General features: G+C 70.5%; 18 protein-coding genes. 8 read left to right on the forward strand and 10 right to left on the reverse strand.

Translation table 11 applies throughout. The annotated features are described in order from the left end of the window. Positions 1-53: 53 nt before the first annotated feature. A complete protein-coding gene (locus INT51_RS01150; protein ID WP_193103356.1) occupies positions 54-818 on the forward strand; it encodes an isocitrate lyase/phosphoenolpyruvate mutase family protein in 765 nt (254 codons plus the stop codon). Positions 819-893: 75 nt separating this feature from the next. Here INT51_RS01150 and rpsI read toward each other — a convergent pair whose 3' ends face one another. The 3 genes from rpsI to truA form a co-directional block, all read right to left on the reverse strand. Then, on the reverse strand, positions 894-1,403 hold the full coding sequence (rpsI, locus tag INT51_RS01155; RefSeq protein WP_193103357.1) for a 30S ribosomal protein S9: 510 nt from the start codon (positions 1,401-1,403) through the stop codon (positions 894-896). 50 nt (positions 1,404-1,453) lie between these two features. Next, the gene (gene rplM / locus INT51_RS01160; protein WP_193103358.1) at positions 1,454-1,897 is read right to left on the reverse strand and encodes a 50S ribosomal protein L13; all 444 of its coding nucleotides are present in this window, start codon (positions 1,895-1,897) and stop codon (positions 1,454-1,456) included. 367 nt (positions 1,898-2,264) lie between these two features. After that, positions 2,265-3,281, reverse strand: a complete 1,017-nt coding sequence (gene truA, locus INT51_RS01165) for a tRNA pseudouridine(38-40) synthase TruA (protein WP_193103359.1) — start codon at positions 3,279-3,281, stop codon at positions 2,265-2,267. Between the two features lie 193 nt (positions 3,282-3,474). On the opposite strand from truA, the gene INT51_RS01170 reads away from it, so the two are divergent. The 3 genes from INT51_RS01170 (at position 3,475) to INT51_RS01180 (ending at position 6,644) form a co-directional block, all read left to right on the forward strand. Next, positions 3,475-4,314, forward strand: coding sequence for a 5'-3' exonuclease H3TH domain-containing protein (locus INT51_RS01170; RefSeq protein ID WP_193103360.1), 840 nt, complete (start codon positions 3,475-3,477; stop codon positions 4,312-4,314). 78 nt (positions 4,315-4,392) lie between these two features. After that, complete coding sequence (purD, locus tag INT51_RS01175) at positions 4,393-5,730, forward strand: phosphoribosylamine--glycine ligase (RefSeq protein ID WP_193103361.1); 1,338 nt, start codon at positions 4,393-4,395, stop codon at positions 5,728-5,730. Further along, positions 5,727-6,644 carry a phosphoribosylaminoimidazolesuccinocarboxamide synthase gene (locus tag INT51_RS01180; protein ID WP_193103362.1) on the forward strand — a complete coding sequence of 306 codons (918 nt, stop codon included), beginning with the start codon at positions 5,727-5,729 and terminating at the stop codon, positions 6,642-6,644. Before purD ends, INT51_RS01180 begins: the two co-directional genes overlap by 4 nt. Before the next feature lie 47 nt (positions 6,645-6,691). Here the strand turns inward: INT51_RS01180 and INT51_RS01185 are convergent, their stop codons facing one another. Both INT51_RS01185 and INT51_RS01190 read right to left on the reverse strand, forming a co-directional pair. Next, a complete protein-coding gene (locus INT51_RS01185; RefSeq protein WP_193103363.1) occupies positions 6,692-7,276 on the reverse strand; it encodes a protein-L-isoaspartate O-methyltransferase in 585 nt (194 codons plus the stop codon). 1 nt (position 7,277) lies between these two features. Continuing rightward, positions 7,278-8,012, reverse strand: coding sequence for an MBL fold metallo-hydrolase (locus INT51_RS01190; protein WP_193103364.1), 735 nt, complete (start codon positions 8,010-8,012; stop codon positions 7,278-7,280). A 326-nt stretch (positions 8,013-8,338) separates the two neighbouring features. On the opposite strand from INT51_RS01190, the gene purS reads away from it, so the two are divergent. Both purS and purQ read left to right on the forward strand, forming a co-directional pair. Next, positions 8,339-8,614: a phosphoribosylformylglycinamidine synthase subunit PurS gene (gene purS / locus INT51_RS01195; RefSeq protein ID WP_193103365.1), complete on the forward strand. Its 276-nt coding sequence runs from the start codon at positions 8,339-8,341 to the stop codon at positions 8,612-8,614. Further along, on the forward strand, positions 8,614-9,339 hold the full coding sequence (gene purQ / locus INT51_RS01200; RefSeq protein ID WP_193103366.1) for a phosphoribosylformylglycinamidine synthase subunit PurQ: 726 nt from the start codon (positions 8,614-8,616) through the stop codon (positions 9,337-9,339). The genes purS and purQ overlap by 1 nt, the downstream gene beginning before the upstream one ends. Before the next feature lie 123 nt (positions 9,340-9,462). Here the strand turns inward: purQ and INT51_RS01205 are convergent, their stop codons facing one another. Next, positions 9,463-10,707 carry a methyltransferase gene (locus INT51_RS01205; protein WP_193103367.1) on the reverse strand — a complete coding sequence of 415 codons (1,245 nt, stop codon included), beginning with the start codon at positions 10,705-10,707 and terminating at the stop codon, positions 9,463-9,465. Between the two features lie 11 nt (positions 10,708-10,718). Further along, complete coding sequence (locus INT51_RS01210) at positions 10,719-11,810, reverse strand: pirin family protein (protein WP_193103368.1); 1,092 nt, start codon at positions 11,808-11,810, stop codon at positions 10,719-10,721. Between the two features lie 70 nt (positions 11,811-11,880). Between INT51_RS01210 and INT51_RS01215 the strand changes: the two genes are divergently transcribed. Continuing rightward, positions 11,881-13,002, forward strand: a complete 1,122-nt coding sequence (locus INT51_RS01215) for a serine hydrolase (protein WP_193103369.1) — start codon at positions 11,881-11,883, stop codon at positions 13,000-13,002. Between the two features lie 99 nt (positions 13,003-13,101). On the opposite strand, the gene INT51_RS01220 is transcribed toward INT51_RS01215, so the two are convergent. Together INT51_RS01220 and INT51_RS01225 are read right to left on the reverse strand one after the other, a co-directional pair. Further along, complete coding sequence (locus INT51_RS01220) at positions 13,102-13,917, reverse strand: MerR family transcriptional regulator (RefSeq protein WP_193103370.1); 816 nt, start codon at positions 13,915-13,917, stop codon at positions 13,102-13,104. Positions 13,918-13,951: 34 nt separating this feature from the next. After that, complete coding sequence (locus INT51_RS01225; protein ID WP_193103371.1) at positions 13,952-14,347, reverse strand: MmcQ/YjbR family DNA-binding protein; 396 nt, start codon at positions 14,345-14,347, stop codon at positions 13,952-13,954. 72 nt (positions 14,348-14,419) lie between these two features. Here INT51_RS01225 and INT51_RS01230 point away from each other — a divergent pair, with 72 nt between their 5' ends. Next, positions 14,420-15,397, forward strand: coding sequence for a nucleoside hydrolase (locus tag INT51_RS01230; protein WP_193103372.1), 978 nt, complete (start codon positions 14,420-14,422; stop codon positions 15,395-15,397). A gap of 17 nt (positions 15,398-15,414) precedes the next feature. On the opposite strand, the gene INT51_RS01235 is transcribed toward INT51_RS01230, so the two are convergent. After that, positions 15,415-16,365 (reverse strand): alpha/beta fold hydrolase, encoded by a 951-nt coding sequence (locus INT51_RS01235; protein ID WP_193103373.1) that lies wholly within the window; start codon positions 16,363-16,365, stop codon positions 15,415-15,417. Positions 16,366-16,473 lie beyond the last annotated feature (108 nt).

Raw genomic sequence — 16,473 nt, forward strand, 5'->3', positions numbered from 1 at the left:
TCCCAGGGTGAACGGGCCTTGACCCGCGCTGCCGGCCCGTGTGGGATGAGCCCATGACACTACTGAGCGAACGCGCCGAAACCCTGCTGGCCCTGCACCACCGACCCGCCCCCGTGGTGCTGCCCACGGTGTGGGATGCCTGGTCCGCTCAGGCGGCCGTCGCCGCCGGATTCGAGGCGCTGACGATCGGCAGCCACCCGGTCGCGAACTCCGTGGGCGCCGGCGACGGCGAGGACATGAGTCTGGACGACGCCCTCGCCGGCATCGCCGTTGTCACCCGGGCAGTGGAGGTCCCCGTCTCTGCGGATGTGGAATCAGGGTACGGCGCAGCTCCGGCAGAGCTCGTGGAGCGCGTGCTGGAGGCGGGGGCTGTGGGCGTCAACGTCGAGGACACGGTGCATTCGGAGGGCCGGCTGCGCGGTGCACAGGAGCACGCCGACTACATCGCCGGGATCCGCCGGGCGGCCGACGAAGCGGGGGTGCATCTGGTGATCAACGGGCGCACCGACGTGTTCAAGACCGAGGAGCAGATTCCGGACCGGCTGGCCGAGGCGATCACGCGGTTGAACCTGCTCGAGGGCGCCGGGGCCGACTCCCTGTACCCGGTCGGGGTGCCGGACGTGGAGACGCTGAAGGCGCTGCTCGCCGCAGTCCGCACTCCGCTCAACGTCACCGCTCATCCCGTATCGGGGGCCATCCCGGAGGGCCTGGGACTCCCCCAGCTCACGGAGCTCGGCGTGAGCCGAGTCAGCTACGGCCCGCTGCTGCAGGCCGCCCTGGCCGATCACCTCCAGGAGATCACGAGCGCCTGGCGCTGATCACGGACACCGCTGGACGCACAAGACCCCGGCACCGCATCGGTACCGGGGTCTTGCAGACGATGATCTGTGCGATCAGCGCTTGGAGTACTGAGGAGCCTTGCGGGCCTTCTTCAGTCCAGCCTTCTTACGCTCGATGACGCGCGGGTCGCGCTTGAGGAAGCCGGCCTTCTTGAGGATCGCACGGTTGTGCTCCTCGTCGATCAGGTTCAGCGCGCGGGCCACGCCGAGGCGCACGGCGCCGGCCTGTCCCGACGGGCCGCCGCCGTGGAGGCGGACCCAGACGTCGAAGCGGCCCTGGAGGTCGAGGACCGTGAACGGGTCGTTGACTTCCTGCTGGTGCAGCTTGTTCGGGAAGTAATCCTCGATCGCGCGGTCGTTGATGATCCACTGGCCGGAGCCAGGGGTCAGACGAACGCGGGCGATGGCCTGCTTGCGACGGCCGGTGCCATAGCCCGGCGCGGTCGCGGACTGGCCGCCGCCGACGGCGGCCTCGCCGGTCGACTCGGTGGTGAAGCTCGACGGGGCGGACTCTTCAGTCTCGACCTCGACAGCGTCAGGGGTTTCAGGGGTGGTCTCAGTCACGGTTCTCCTTGGTTCGTCCGTGCGGCAGGGCGGAGTGGCGGGAGCCCCGCTTACTGCGCCACCTGATCAATGGTGAAGGGGGTGGGCTGCTGAGCGGAATGCGGGTGCTCGGCACCCGCGTAGATCTTGACCTTCTTGATCTGCTGCTCAGCGAGCTTGTTCTTGGGGAGCATGCCGCGAACGGCCTTCTCCACCGCGCGCTCGGGGTTCTTCTCGAGCAGCTCGGAGTACGGGATGCCGCGGAGGCCGCCCGGGTAACCGGAGTGACGGTAGGCCATCTTGGCCTCCCGCTTGTTCCCGGTCAATGCAACCTTGTCAGCATTGATGATGACCACGAAGTCGCCTGCATCCACATGGGGTGCGAAGACCGGCTTGTGCTTTCCCCGGAGGAGCTGAGCAACCTGGGAAGCGAGCCGGCCGAGGACGACATCCGTTGCGTCGATGACGTACCAGGAGCGCTCGACATCGTCGGGCTTCGGGGTGAACGTACGCACTCGTGCCTTCTTCTCTCGTCATGGCACCCAGGCAGCGGGATGCTGACCGGGCGCGGTTCGATGGACCGTGGGCACGCTTCCTTCGGGTAAAAGCATGGCCCTGTGCGTTGCACCCGGACCGCTCCGCTCACGACGCGACGGCGGCCCTGAATGTGTGTGAGATGCCCTTTCGCGCCGGGCGTGAAAACGCGGCTGCGGAGTCGGGCACACATCGAGGCACAACGACCGCTCACAATAGTGCGTCCGAGCAGGCAGCGTCAACGCGCAGAGCGTCGGTCCGGGGTGTGATCTCCGGCTCTGTCCACCCGGTCGGGCGGCGTCCGGTCGGGTTCCAGCGCCGGTTCGATCGCGCCCCACCGGCATCGCGTCAGCCGCGGCGCGCCCGGGACAGCGCGGCCCGCGCGGCCAGCTCCGCGTCCGGCGGGTATGCCACGTGCTCGAGGGTCAATCCCTGCGGCGGGCACAGCGGGGCGGAACCGACCCCGCCACGCGTCGCGGCCACCCGGGTGCGGGCGGAGAGCACCTCTGCGGGCCAATCGGCCTCGCGTCGGCCCTCTCCCACCCAGATCAGTGCGCCCACCAGCGAGCGCACCATGTGATGGCAGAACGCGTCCGCGACGACGGTCGCGACGACCAGGCCCGCGTCGGCCTGCCCGGAACCGGGACGCTCGAAGGTCAGCTCGCGCAGGGTGCGGGTGGTGGTCGCGCCCATTCGCGGACGGCAGAAGGAGAGGAAGTCGTGCTCACCCAGAAGAGCTTGACTCGCGGTCGCCATGGCGTCGACGTCGAGGTGGCGGCGGTGTCGCAGCACATCGCGGCGCAGCGGGTCGTGCACGGCGGGCCCGTCGGAGATGCGATAGCGATAGCGGCGCCACAGCGCACCGAAGCGGGCGTCGAAGTCATCGCTGATCTCGCGCACGAGGTGGACGACGACGTCGGCCGGGAGCACCCCGGCGAGGCGGGTCACCAGCGCATCAGCGGGGCGGCGGTCGGACCGACCGGGCAGGGTGGCGAGGATCCGGTTCGGCACGTCGACGTGGCACACCTGACCGTGGGCGTGCACCCCGGTGTCCGTGCGCCCGGCGACGGCGACGCGCAGCGGGATGCGCGTGACCTGGGCGAGGGCCTTCTCCAACTCGTCCTGCACGGTGCGGTGGCCGGGCTGCGTGGCCCAGCCCCGGAAATCGGTACCGTCATAGGAGAGGTCCAGCCGCAAGCGGGTGGTCGGTTCACTCGACTCGCCTGATCTCGTGGAGCTGGGCAGCCCACCCGTCCGATCCCGTTGCTCGGAGACGGATCCCTCGGCGGGTCCATCCTGTTCGGGACGATCAGAGGGTTCCTTCGAGGTCGCCGAGGCAGAGGGGTCCGGGAACGCGGCAGGCATGGAGGAGATCGTATCGGCGCCGACTCCTGCCCGAGGACCTCCTGCCGGATGCGCGACAACGAGCTTGTGCATCGTCGTCCGCGCTATTCTGGGTTCCTCTTCCACCTCACACGCCTTTGTGCGCGGCGGGTGGACCCCGGCGTCGGGCGATTCGGCGCGTCCGGGTAGGTCTCTACCCCTACCGGAGCGCGCCTTGACATCCCCCACAACGGCTTACATCGACGGATCCCAGATGCTCTACCGAGCGGAGTACGGCTTCCCGTCGCGCATCGTCTCTCGCGCTGGTCACGACATCACCGGTCTCTTCGGCTTCCTTGCCCTGACGAGGAAGGCGCTCCTGCAGAGTCCTCATCGCCCCACGCATGCAGTGGTCGTCTTCGACGCCGATGCTCCGGTTCCACGAGCCCGGATCGACGCCCGCTACAAGTCCTTCCGTCGGCTCGCACCCGCGGGGGATCCCCATAATCCGTTCCGACACCTGCCCTGGATCACGAGAGCGCTCCAGGTGTGGGGCGTGATCCACATCGAGCACGAGCACGCCGAGGCCGACGACGTCATCGCGACGCTCGTCGATCGAGGTCGCGCGGCCGGCCATGAAGCACTCGTGGTCAGCAGCGATAGGGACTTCCATCAACTGCTCGAGGACGGGGTCTCGCAATGGAATTCGTCCCGCGGGCGACCGGAGGGCTGGATCACGCCGGAGAGTGTCATCGCTCGGTACGGAGTCCATCCGAGGCAGTGGTGCGACTACGTCGCGCTCGTGGGCGATCGCGCGGACGCCATGCCCGGGATCCGGGGCGTCGGCCCGGTCACGGCGCGCCGGATCCTCCGCGACGGCCGGACTCTCAACACCGCCGAAGAGGAGCTGACTGCCCCGCAGCTGAGGGACGCGCTCCGACAAAGAGAGCTACACCGGCTCGAGAGGCACGTGCTCCTTCAGCCTCCAGAGCCTTCGGCACTGCCGCAGGGAGGGCTGCTCAGCGCCGCAGAAGTGCTCGAGGCGCTGGGGCTGTGGGACTGCCCGTATCCCTGATGGGCGTCCTGTCGCGCGCTGTGATGCCGCAGTGCGGGCACTCCTCCGGGGTTCGCGCGTGATCGGTACGCTGACCGCGTGAAGATCCTCGTCATAGGCACCGGAGGTCGCGAACACGCGATCATCCGCCGCCTCGCCGCCGACCGCCCCGCCCCTGAGCTCCACGCCGCCCCCGGCAACCCCGGGATCGCGGAGCTCGCCACCTGCCACGACGCCGGAGTCGGAGACCTCGACGCTCAGGTGGCGCTCGCCCGGGAACTGCTCCCCGACCTCGTCGTGATCGGCCCGGAGGCCCCGCTCGTCGCGGGCAGCGCGGATCGGCTGCGGGGGGCCGGTTTCACGGTCTTCGGGCCCTCGGCCGCCGCCGCGACGCTCGAGGGCTCCAAGTCGTGGGCGAAGGAGATCATGGCCGCGGCAGGCGTCCCGACCGCCGCCTCCGTGACCGTCACCGCGCTCGACCAGTTGGCAGCTGGGCTGGACCGGGTGAACCCGCTCGGCGACGTGCCGTTCGTCGTGAAGGCCGATGGTCTCGCCGCCGGCAAGGGGGTCGTGGTGACGCCCGACCGCGACGCCGCGACCGTCCACGCCGAGGCCGTCCTGACCGCGGGAGGTTCGGTGGTGCTGGAGGAGTACCTCGACGGCCCCGAGGTGTCCCTGTTCTGCGTGAGCGACGGGTCCCGCGTGGTGCCGCTCGCGCCCGCGCAGGACTTCAAGCGCGCCCTGGACCACGACGAGGGGCCCAATACGGGCGGCATGGGCGCCTATTCGCCGCTGCCCTGGGCACCCGAAGGCCTGGTCGACGAGGTCGTGCGCACGGTCGCCCAGCCCACCATCGATGAGCTCGCCGCCCGCGGGATCCCCTTCGTGGGCGTGCTGTACTGCGGCCTCGCCCTGACCTCCCGCGGTATGCGGGTGGTGGAGTTCAACGCCCGCTTCGGCGATCCCGAGACGCAGGTCGTCCTCGAGCGTCTCGCCTCCCCGCTGGGTCCGCTTCTGCTCGAGGCCGCCCACGGCAATCTCAGCGCGGCCGACGAGCCCACCTGGCACGAGGGTTCCGCGGTGACCGTGGTGATCGCCTCGGCCGGGTATCCGGCCGCCGCCCGCACCGGGGACGAGATCACCGGGGTCGACGCCGCACAGCAGCTCGGCGCCCAGGTCATCCATGCCGGCACCGCCCGCGACGCGGACGGCACCCTGATCAGCGCCGGTGGCCGCGTGCTCACCGTCGTGGGCACCGGTGGCGACCTCGAGACCGCCCGCGCCCTCGCCCTCGCCGGGGCCGAGGCGATCCACCTCGAGGGCAGCTCTCACCGCACAGACATCGCCCGGAAAGCCGCGGAGCACTCCACGCAGGCGGCGGCAGCTTCTGACAACACCTCTTCCGACGACACCTCCGACGACGGGTCCCCCGCATGAGCACCACCACCTCCACCCCGCTCCTGGATGCCCCGGAGCTGCCGGGCTGGGACCACGCCGTGACGGGCAAGGTCCGTGAGCTGTACGTGCCCGCGGGCGCCGATCCGGCGGCCGCCACCGAGGTGCTCGTGGTCGCGACCGATCGCCTCAGCGCCTACGACCACTCCCTGCAGCCGGGCATCCCGGACAAGGGACGCGTGCTCACCGCGATCAGCACCTTCTGGTTCGAGCAGCTGGCCGACGTCGTCCCGCACCACGTGATCTCGGCGACCGACGTCCCGGACCCCGTCGCCGGGCGAGCGCTGCGCTGCCGCGGCTTGGACATGGTGCCGCTGGAGTGCGTGGCCCGCGGGTATCTCACCGGTTCGGGCCTGGCCGACTACCGTGCCGGCGGTTCCGTCGGCGGGCACGTGCTGCCCGGCGGGCTGGTCGACGCCTCGCGTCTGGATCCGGCGATCTTCACGCCGTCGACCAAGGCCGAGGCCGGCGAGCACGACGAGAACATCACCGTCGCGCAGGCCCGTGATCTGCTGGGCCCGGAGCTCACCGAGGAGCTCGAGCGGCTGACCCTCGCGGTGTACGAGAAAGCACGCGCCATCGCCGGCGAGCGCGGGATCCTGCTGGCCGACACGAAGCTCGAGTTCGGTCGCTCGCGGGTGGACGGCACCCTGATGCTCGGGGACGAGGTCCTCACTCCCGACTCGAGCCGCTTCTGGTCCGCGCAGACGTACGTCGAAGGGCGCCCCCAGCCGAGCCTGGACAAGCAGTTCGTGCGGGACTGGCTGACCTCGGCCGCCTCGGGCTGGCACAAGGGATCCAACACCCCTCCCCCGGAGCTGCCTGCCGAGGTCGTCGAGCAGACCCGAGCGCGGTACATCGAGGCCTACGAGAGGCTCACCGGCCAGCAGTTCTGACGCGCTGATCGCTCCGGAGCCCGTTCCGGGCGCACCGTCCTCAGCGCTCAGTCCTCGACCAGGGGGACGAAGCGGAATGCCCCGTGCCCCGTATCGATCAGGTCCTCACCTCGTCGCTCGACCCGGCGCATCTCGGAGCCGACGGGGATCACCATCACCCCGTCGTCGGCCAGTTGGTCCACCAGCGAAGGCGGCAGCGCCCGCGCCTCCGCGGAGACCAGGATGCGGTCGAACGGGGCCTCCTGCGGAACTCCGAGCACCCCGGCACGAGCAAGACGGATCTCCGCGACCTCGCCGAATCCCCCATCGGTGAGAGCGCGGCGGGAGGGCCCGATGAGTGCTTCGTGGCGCTCGACCCCGATGACCCGGCCCTCGGCGCCGACCAGATGCGCGAGCAGGGCCGTGGTCCATCCGGAGCCCGCACCGACGTCCAGAACGCGTTGGCCGGGATGCACGTCGAGCAGTCCGAGCATCGTCGCGACCGTGAAGGGTTGGGAGTTCGTCTGCCCGTGACCGATCGGGACGGGGGCGTCGAGGCCTGCCTGCCGTCGCAGCGCCGGGGGCAGGAACGGTGCGCGGGGCACTGCACCGAGCGCCCGGGCGACGCGATCCTCCTGCGCGGCGTCGCCCATGTCAGGCGCTCTGCTCCGCTCGGAGGCGGACCACCCCGTCGGCCGGCCAATCACGCACCTCCGTGCCCTCCGAGGCGAGGTTCGTGGCTTGGCGCAGGTAGATCGGCCGGCCCACCTCGCTCGCGACGGCATCATGCACGGGCAGGGCCAGGCGGGGACGCACGGCGCGCAGGAAGTCGATGGTCTCGGACATCTTCGACCAGGGAGCCACGACCGCGAAGGCGAGCGCGTCGATTCCGTGGAACTCCTGAAGGGGCTGGAGGGAGTCACCGGTGACGCCGAGTCGAGGCCCGTCGCCCGCGGAGATCACGAGGCCGATGTTCCCCACGCGGGGGATGTCCGGGTGGATGATCGCGTGGTGGCCTCCGGCAGCAGTGATCCGCAGCGCGTCGTCGGTGTCGACCGGGGCGAACTCGTGCGCCGAACCGGCGGCCAGCGGGAGCAGCCGGTCCGATCCCACGCCGGGAGCCTCCTCAGAGTCCTCGGCGAGCTGCTGTGCGGTCTCGGGCTCGGCGATCACCACGGCCTGAGGGCTCGCCGCGAGCACTTGGCCGAGCAGGGCACGGTCGAGGTGGTCCGGATGCTGGTGGGTGATGGCGACCGCATCGATCCCGGACAGGATCTCCAGGTCCAGGGCACGGACGGCATCTCCGCTGAAGCTGCCGGGGTCGATCAGGAGCCTCCGCCCGGCGATCTCGACGAGCAGGCACGAGTGGACGAGGTGATGGATCTTCATCTCTGCCTCCGCTATCAGTGAGTTCGGTCCCCAGAACGTAACGCGCATCTCGGAATACCGCGAGAGCAACACCCCCGGGAGATCCCGCGACCCGGGGAGATGCCGACGGAGCGGGGCACGAGAAGGAGACCGCCCGGAGCACAGGGCGCGACTGCGGGAGGCGGAGCCCACGGTGGGCACTCCCCCGCACCGCGCCCGGGGCTCGGTACGATGTGCGGGTCGCCGCCGATCCGTCGGTGACCCCGGGCGCTGCACCCGTTCCGCCCTGCAGCACCCACCCGTCCGGCCCGCATGCAGTGCGGCCGTCGTCCTCCAGGAGAGCGCCCATGCCCCGCGTCGTGGTCCATGTCATGCCCAAGCCGGAGATCCTCGACCCCCAGGGCAAGGCGGTCGCTGCGGCGCTGCCACGCCTGGGCTTCGAAGGCATCAGCTCCGTGCGCCAGGGCAAGCGGTTCGAGCTCGAGGTTGACGGCGAGGTCACCGACGAGGTGCTCGCCTCCCTCCGCGAAGCCGCCACCACCCTGCTGTCCAACCCGGTGATCGAGGACGTCGTCGCCCTCGAGGTCGAGGATCTCCAGGCCGCACCGGAGGCGCAGGCCTGATGCGCATCGGTGTGGTGACCTTCCCGGGCACGCTGGATGACCGCGACGCCCTGCGGGCCGTGCGAATCGCCGGAGCCGAACCGGTCGCGCTGTGGCACGGCGAGGACGATCTGCTGGACGTCGAGGCGATCGTGCTGCCCGGCGGCTTCTCCTACGGCGACTATCTGCGGGCGGGAGCGATCAGCCGCTTCGCACCGGTGATGGGCAAGGTCGTGGACGCTGCGAAGGGCGGCATGCCCGTCCTCGGCATCTGCAACGGCTTCCAGGTCCTGTGCGAGACCCATCTGCTGCCCGGCGCGATGATCAAGAACGCGCATCGTTCGTTCCTCTGCCGCGACCAGCCGCTGACGGTCGAGAACACCCGCACGGCATGGACCACCGACTACGAGCAGGGCCAGGTCATCCGGGTCCCGCTGAAGAATCAGGACGGCCAGTACGTGGCCGACGAGCGCACGCTTGCTGAGCTCGAGGCCGAGGGTCGCGTGGTGTTCCGCTACGCCGCCGGCGCCACCCATGGCCCGGCCGGCTTCGAGGCCAATCCCAACGGGTCGCGCCACGACATCGCCGGCATCACCAACGCCGAGGGCAACGTCGTGGGCCTCATGCCGCACCCCGAGCACGCGGTCGAGGCCGGCTTCGGCCCCGACGAGCCCGGCGCGGGCACCCGCACCGGCACCGACGGCCTGGGCCTCTTCAGCTCGGTGCTGCGCAGCCTGGTGGCCTGACCCCGCCCAGCTCCGAGAAATGTCCGCCAGGGACCGATGCGGACGCTCGCATCGGTCGCCCGGCCGCAGAACTGCGGCAGGTGGGGTGGAAGGCGGGGTGGAGAGGGCCGCGAAGCGCCGAGCTCAGACCCGCTGCGCGGACAGCACGGTGAAGCGGCGGTCACGGGAGCGCTGACGTACGGGGCCGACGCGGTGCTCGACCTCGGTGCGGTAGCGCAGGTACGAGTTGTGCACGAACCACAGCTGTCCGCCGGGACGCAGCACGCGCACCGCGGCATCGAGCAGCCCGTGCACGAGGGTCGCGTCGATGCCGGTGCCATCGTGGAAGGGCGGGTTCAGCAGCACCAGATCGACGCTGCGATCGGCCACCCGGGACAGAGAGTCGTCCCACGCGACCTCCACGCCCTCCTTCTGCAAGGCGTTGGCGTCCAGGGTGGCGCGAGTGGACACGACGGCGTCGGCGTCGTCATCGCTGCCCAGCACGTGCGCATCGGACAGCGCGGCGGCGAGGTACGCGGTCAGCAGCCCGTTGCCGCTGCCCAGGTCGATGGCTCGCGCGATCGGCGTCTCGGCATCAGCTGCGCTGGTGCCTCCTGCGTCGTCTGCACGATTCCGGGAGCCATCGCCGCGGGGCGCCTGCTCCCCGAACGTGCCGGCGACCAGGGCGCGATCGAGCGCCCCCAGCAGAAGGAGGCTTCCGGCATCGGCCGAGGCTCCGCCGAACACGCCGCCGAGGCCGCGCAGCTGAAGGGTCCTCTCGTGGCCACGCACCTGGATCCGGGTGCTGCTCGCGGCAGCGGTGGCGGGCTCGAGATCGGGATGCGGGGTCGTGGCGACCAGCGCGCGGGACTTCCCGAGCCCCTTGGAGGCATGGACCTCGGCGAACACGCGCGAAAGCACCTCGTTCTGGGTCCGTGTCATGTGCTTGACCCGGCCTCCGGCGACCAGCATCTGCACTCCGCCGGCCGCCAGGCTCCGGGCCCGCAGTTCGAGGTCTGCCAGCGATTTCGACAATCGCAGGAGCGCGAGACGGGGACGGATCCCGGCGGCGACGTCGACGAGCGGAACCGGTTGCTCACCGCTGAGGATCTCCAGACGGCCCGCGGTGATCTCCTCGGAGAAGCGGGCCTGCAGCGCCAGCGTGGTGGCGTGGGAGGGCGACCAGGACACCACCGGGGTGTCGCCGGCCGCGGCGATCTCGCGGAGCGCCGCGGCGGTCAGTTCACCGGTCATGTCGTCGACGACGAGCACGGGCCCGGATCCGTCGAAGCCGCCCTCCTCGACGGCGGTGCGCAGGATCACGCGGTCGCTCTGGTCCGGGCCGTGCGGGGAGACGTCGCTGGGGGTGGTGAAGGACTGGTCGGTCATCGATTCCTCTGTCAGGCGGTGGGGTGGCCGACGCGACCGCGCGAGCGCAGTCGACCGTTCGGCAGCATGGGGGCCGGGATGGCCTCCGGGGTATGGGGGGCGAACGGGCCGAACTGCTCGTCGTGCGGGCCCAGGCCGCCGCGCTCGCGGGCGATCTCCGCGATCGGGGTGTCCTCGAGCTGGTGCTCGACCCCGATCTCGGCCTGGTACCGGGCACGGAACTGCTCGATCTCCTCATGGGTGCGACCCACGAAGTTCCACCACATGATGATGTCCTCCTCGAGGGGCTCCCCACCCAGCAGCATCACCCGCAGGTCCTCGCCGTCGGCGGCGCGCAGCACGAGGTGGTCCGACCCGTCGGGCAGCACGGCGAGCTCCTTGCGCTGCACCTCGGCCTCGCCCGGCTCGGCGCTCAGCGGCGCTGCGCCGCCCCGGCCGGGGCTCGCGTTCCGGGTGCTCACGTGCGCCGCGCCGCGGTCCACGAGCACGCCGTGCTCGTGCGCTGGGTCCAGCTCGATGCGCATCGCGTGCCCGGCCTCCAGTTCGATCTGGGCCATGGACAGCTCGGTGTCGCTCACCACCGGGCTGCGGCCCTCCAGCACGGCTCCCGCGTCATCGGTCGCTCGGAAGCGTCCCAGGCCCACCCGTACTCGAACAGTGCCGGAGGTCTGTTCCTCGGGAGTGTGGACCACGAATGCCTGCTCGCGGAAGCGCGCCCGGTCCGGCAGGGCGTACCAGAGCTGGACCCCGTGCAGGACGGTGGTGTCGTTCGTGGAGAACTCCGAGTGGGTGATGCCGGATCCGGCGACCATGAGGTCGACGTCGCCGGGGCGCACCAGGGCGTGGCTGCCGATCGAGTCACGGTGCGTGATCGCTCCTTCGAACAGCCAGGACACGGTCGCAAGGCCGGTGTGGGGGTGGCGGGCGACACACATGCCGTCGCTGAGGGAGACGTCGTCGGGGCCGAAGTGGTCGACGAAGCACCAGGCGCCGATCAGGGAGGTCTGACGGGCCGGGAGGGTGCGATGGACCGTCATCCCGCGCGGGCCGCCGAGCGGGACCTCCCGCGGGCTGAGCAGGACCACGTCCTCGAAAGAACTCATGAACCGAGTGTAGGTCCGCAGCAGGACCGGCACCCTCGACCCCACGGCTGCGCGTGCGTACTGTGATGGCATGTCGACGCCGAGAACGGACCCTGCCGAGCTGCTCGACCGCTTCGTCGCGGACGGCACCGTCCCGGGCGGGGTGATCGCGCTCGGGCACGATCCCCAGCCGGTCGCCGTCGGCGCGGCATCCCTCGGAGGGTCACCGCTGCGTCCGGACGCGATCGTCCGGATCAAGTCGATGACCAAGCTCATCACCGCAGTCGCCGCGCTGCGACTCGTGGAGCACGAGATCCTCACTCTCGACTCCCCGGTGACGACCTGGCTGCCCGAGCTCGCCGAGCCGCGGGTGCTCCTGCGGCCCGACGCCGAGCTCGGGGACACCATGCCCGCCCGCGGCCCCCTCACCCTGCGCCACCTGCTGACCTGCACCTCCGGGTACGGGATGATCCTCGCCGACACCCCGCTGCAGCGCGCCATGGCCGACAACGGCACGGAGGCGGGTCCCCTGCCTCCGTCGCTCGGGGCCGACGGCTGGCTGGCGGCGCTGTCCGCCCTGCCGCTGGTCGGGCACCCCGGCGAGCAGTGGCGCTATCACCATTCCTTCGGCCTGCTCGGGATCCTGCTGTCCCGGATCAGCGGGGTCAGCACCGGGGAGCACCTCGAGCAGACGCTGTTCACGCCGCTCGGGATGCCCGACACCGGGTACTTCGTGCCCCGGGAGAAACTCGACCGGCTGCCGGCTGCGTACGCGGAGCGGGACGGCGAACTGGTCGAGGTCGAACCCGCCGGGGGCGGCTTCCACGCCGGGCCTCCGCCGTACGACATGAGTCACAGCGAGCTGCTCTCGACCGCGCAGGACTATCTGAGGTTTCTGGGTGCGCTCCGAGACGGGCAGCTGATCTCGCCCGACCACCTGCGGTTGCTCAGCAGCGATCAGGTCCACCGCAGCGCGAAGACCCCGGAGTCCTTCTTCCCCGGATTTTGGGACCGCACCGGCTGGGGCTTCGGGGTCGGAGTCGACTCCACCGGCCCGCATCGGGGCCGCTTCGGCTGGTCCGGAGGGGCGGGCACCAACTTCTTCGTCGATCCGGACGGCACCCTCGGCCTCCTCCTCACGCAGGTGGAGATGGGTGAGCGGATCACTCCCCTGCTCAGGGCCTACAGCGAGCTCACCGGGACGGACCGCTGACGCCCGGCACCAGGATGCCGGACGCCAGCGGGCAGGCTGCGCGACCGCGGAGATCATCGCCCCGACTGTTGCGCTGAGAAACACTGCTGCCAGGTGGTACTACTGCCAGCTCGCGGTCTCGGGATCCACGCCGTGAGCCCGGGCGTTCTCCTCGATCGCCCGACGCAGCCACCCGGCGAGCCCCTCGGCTCGCTGGTCGTAGTGCGCGGCGAACCGCGGATCCTCCGTGTACATCCGCGCGAGCACCACCTGCATCGAATGCGTGCAGTCGTAGTGCCGATCGATCGAGTCCCGATGTCGTTCGGCGAGGAGGTTCGCCTCCTCGCTGCCGGGCGCGACGCCGCGGCCGAGGGCCTCGGCGAGCGCCATCTCGACCGCATCGACCTCGTCCTTCACCTCCTGCCACTGAGCGGGGCTCCAGTCGCGGTTGCGAGCCGCGGACTGCTTCCACGCGTCGGTGTCTCCCCACCGTTCGCGGGCTTCGTCCTGATAGGCCGGGTCCCAGTCGGTCCCGAAGATGCGGGCCTGTTCCTCGGGGCTCAGGTTGATGGATGTCTCGTTCGTCATGTGGGTCCTCTCGATCATCTCGTCGACGGCGCGTGCCGTCTTCTCGAGCCGGTGGATCCGCTCGTGGAGCTGGGTCCGCTGGCGCAGGAGGTGCTCGCGCGGATCGACCGCTGGATCATCGAGGATCCGGCCGATCTGTGCGAGCGCCAGACCGAGCTCCCGATAGACGAGCACCCGGTGGATCCGAGCGACGTCGTTCGCGTCGTACAGCCGATACCCCGACCAGGTACGCCCGTTGGGCCGCACCAGGCCGATCCCGTCCCAGTGGTGCAGGGTGCGGACGCTGACGCCGACCAGGTCGGCGACGCGCCCCACGGTGAGGTCCTCGTGCTGTCTCATCTCGGTCATGGGGACCACCTTCCTGCCTCACGTCGCGTGAGGGTCAAGCGGGCTCATCCAGCTGCGCGACCAGGTGGCGCGGCGCGACGGTGCGATAGGACTCCTCGATCAGCTCGGCGAGCTCCGCAGGTTCGGTCTCGCTGCCGAGGTCCAGGCCGATCCACCCGGAGGCTCCGAGATAGGCCGGGACGAAGGCTCGTGGCTGCTCCCTCAGGGCCGCCGTCTCGGACGGCGGCAGGTGCAGCAGCACGGCCTGCGGGTGCTGCTCCCACTGCCCGTCGACCTTGCGGGAACCTCCGTAGTAGCAGTGGATGCGACCGGTGAAGAAGGCGGGGCGCCCATGGCTGACCTTCTCCTGCGCGCCCGGCAGCGCGAGGGCGATCGACCGCACGCGCTCGAGCAGCGGGTCGTCGTCGTCGAACATCCGGGGATGCGCCATACCGAGATCCTCCCGCACCCCGAGGGGATGCGCCAGGCCGGTCGGTGGCGCCAGCGCCCGTACGCTGGGCGCATGAGCCTTCCCGTCCTGGTCGACTGCGACACCGGCATCGACGATGCGATCGCCCTGACCTACCTCGCCGTGCACCCCGGAGCCCGCCTCGCCGGCATCGTCTCCACCGGCGGCAACGTCGAGGTCGACGCCGTCCACCGCAACAACCTGGCCCTGGCCGAACTGCTGGGCATCGATGCCCCGATCTCGCGCGGAGCGCAGCGTCCGCTGGTGGCGGAGCCGATGACGGCCGACGACACCCACGGCCCGCACGGGCTCGGACACGCGAGCGTCCCGGAGCCGACGCGCGCGACAGATCCGCGCGACGGGGCGAAGCTGTGGGTGGACGCGGCGCACGAGCACCCCGGCGAGCTCGTCGGCCTGGTGCTGGGCCCGCACACGAACCTCGCCCTGGCGCTCGAGCTCGAGCCGGAGCTGCCGCAGCTGCTCAAGCGCCTGCATGTCATGGGCGGCGCGATCAACCATCGTGGGAACACGGGCCCCACCAGCGAGTGGAACATCGCCGTGGATCCCGAGGCCGCACAGCAGGTGATCCAGGCCTTCACCGCCGCCCCGTCCCGACCCGTGATGGGCTCGCTCGAGGCGACCGAGACCGTCCGCTTCACCCAGGACACCCTGGAGCGTTTCGGTGACCTCGCCCGGAGCACGGGCCATCCGATGGCCACCGTCCTGGTGGATGCCCTGCGCTGGTACTTCGAGTTCCATGAGGCCGATGGCCTGGGCTGGATGGCGCATGTGCACGACCCGCTGGTCACCGCACACGCCGTCACCGGGGACTTCGCGCGCACCAGCCCGCTCGCCGTGGACGTGGAGCTCGTCGGCACCCTGACCCGCGGTCAGACCGTGGGCGACGTGCTCGGGCGCTGGGGCCGGGAGCCGAACGTCGACGTGCTCACCGACGTCCGGCCTGCGGAGTTCGTCGAGCATCTGCTGGCAGTGCTCGCCGATGGGCTAGCCCAGGTGGCTCGCCCCTGCTGACATCGCGGCGTCCCTTGTCAGTCGGCTCTGCATCGGTCGACCGTTTTGGTGAAGTCGATGATCCTGCTGTCGATGTTCTCGGCGTCGTGCGCATGCATCGCGTGGGAGGCGTCGGGGTCGACGATCAGCGTCAGATCCTCGAGGGCCGCGGTGCCAGCGACGGCGGTCTCGGTGTCGTGTGCGACGCTACGTCCGGCAAGCGCGATCAGGACCGGCACGTCGATATCTGCCAGATCCGCGGCCTCGAGCTGCCGGGGCACCGGCGTGACTGCAGCGAAGTGACGTCGACCGTGCTCGAGCAGGGCCGCAACGGGTGAGGCTGCGGACGCCTCCGAGCCCCCGGCGATCCATCGGGAGTAGATGTCGCCGAAAGAGTTCGGGAGCAGGGGGAACGAGCTGAGTACTCCGCCGACGATGAATGCGGGCTTTACCGGCGCAACGACGTACACCGGCTCGACCACGCTGATCGATGCGACCCGTGCAGGCTCATGACGGGCATAGTTCATCGCGAGGTATCCGCCGAAGGAGTTTCCCACGAGGTGGACGGCCTCGAGTCCGAGTCCGCTCAGCGTCTCCTCCAGCCACGCGGCCTGGTCAGCATCTGTGGAGACCTGCGAGCGCTGAACGGATCGCCCAGGTTGCCCGAGGGGGTCGACGATGATGACCGGTCTGTCGCCCGAAAGCTGCTCGACGCTGTGGTACCAGGTCGGGGCAGACGCCATGATTCCCGGTACCAGCAGCGCCGGAGTCCTCGCGCGATACTCCTCGTCCGCGTCCCTGTGCTCGAAGGTGTAAGCCCGCACGGTCCCGTACGACGTCGGAATGTCGTGGACGGATCCGGGGCGCGGCAGCAGTGTCATCGCCTGGTCATAAAGGCGATCGAACTCCTCCTGCGCCTGGGCGTTCCTCCAGTGGCTGACGGGGCTGTCGGTCCAGATCATCGCGATGTTGACGACGACGAAACCCATCGCTGCCAGTGACACCGCCCCGACCGACGCCACGAGGCGCCGCACGACTGTCCCGGCTTGCCGTCGGGCTCGTGACCCTCGATGCGGACTCCTGTTCATGTCGCCTCC

It is taken from the genome of Brachybacterium sp. FME24 (assembly GCF_014897705.1).
GTDB lineage: Bacteria > Actinomycetota > Actinomycetes > Actinomycetales > Dermabacteraceae > Brachybacterium.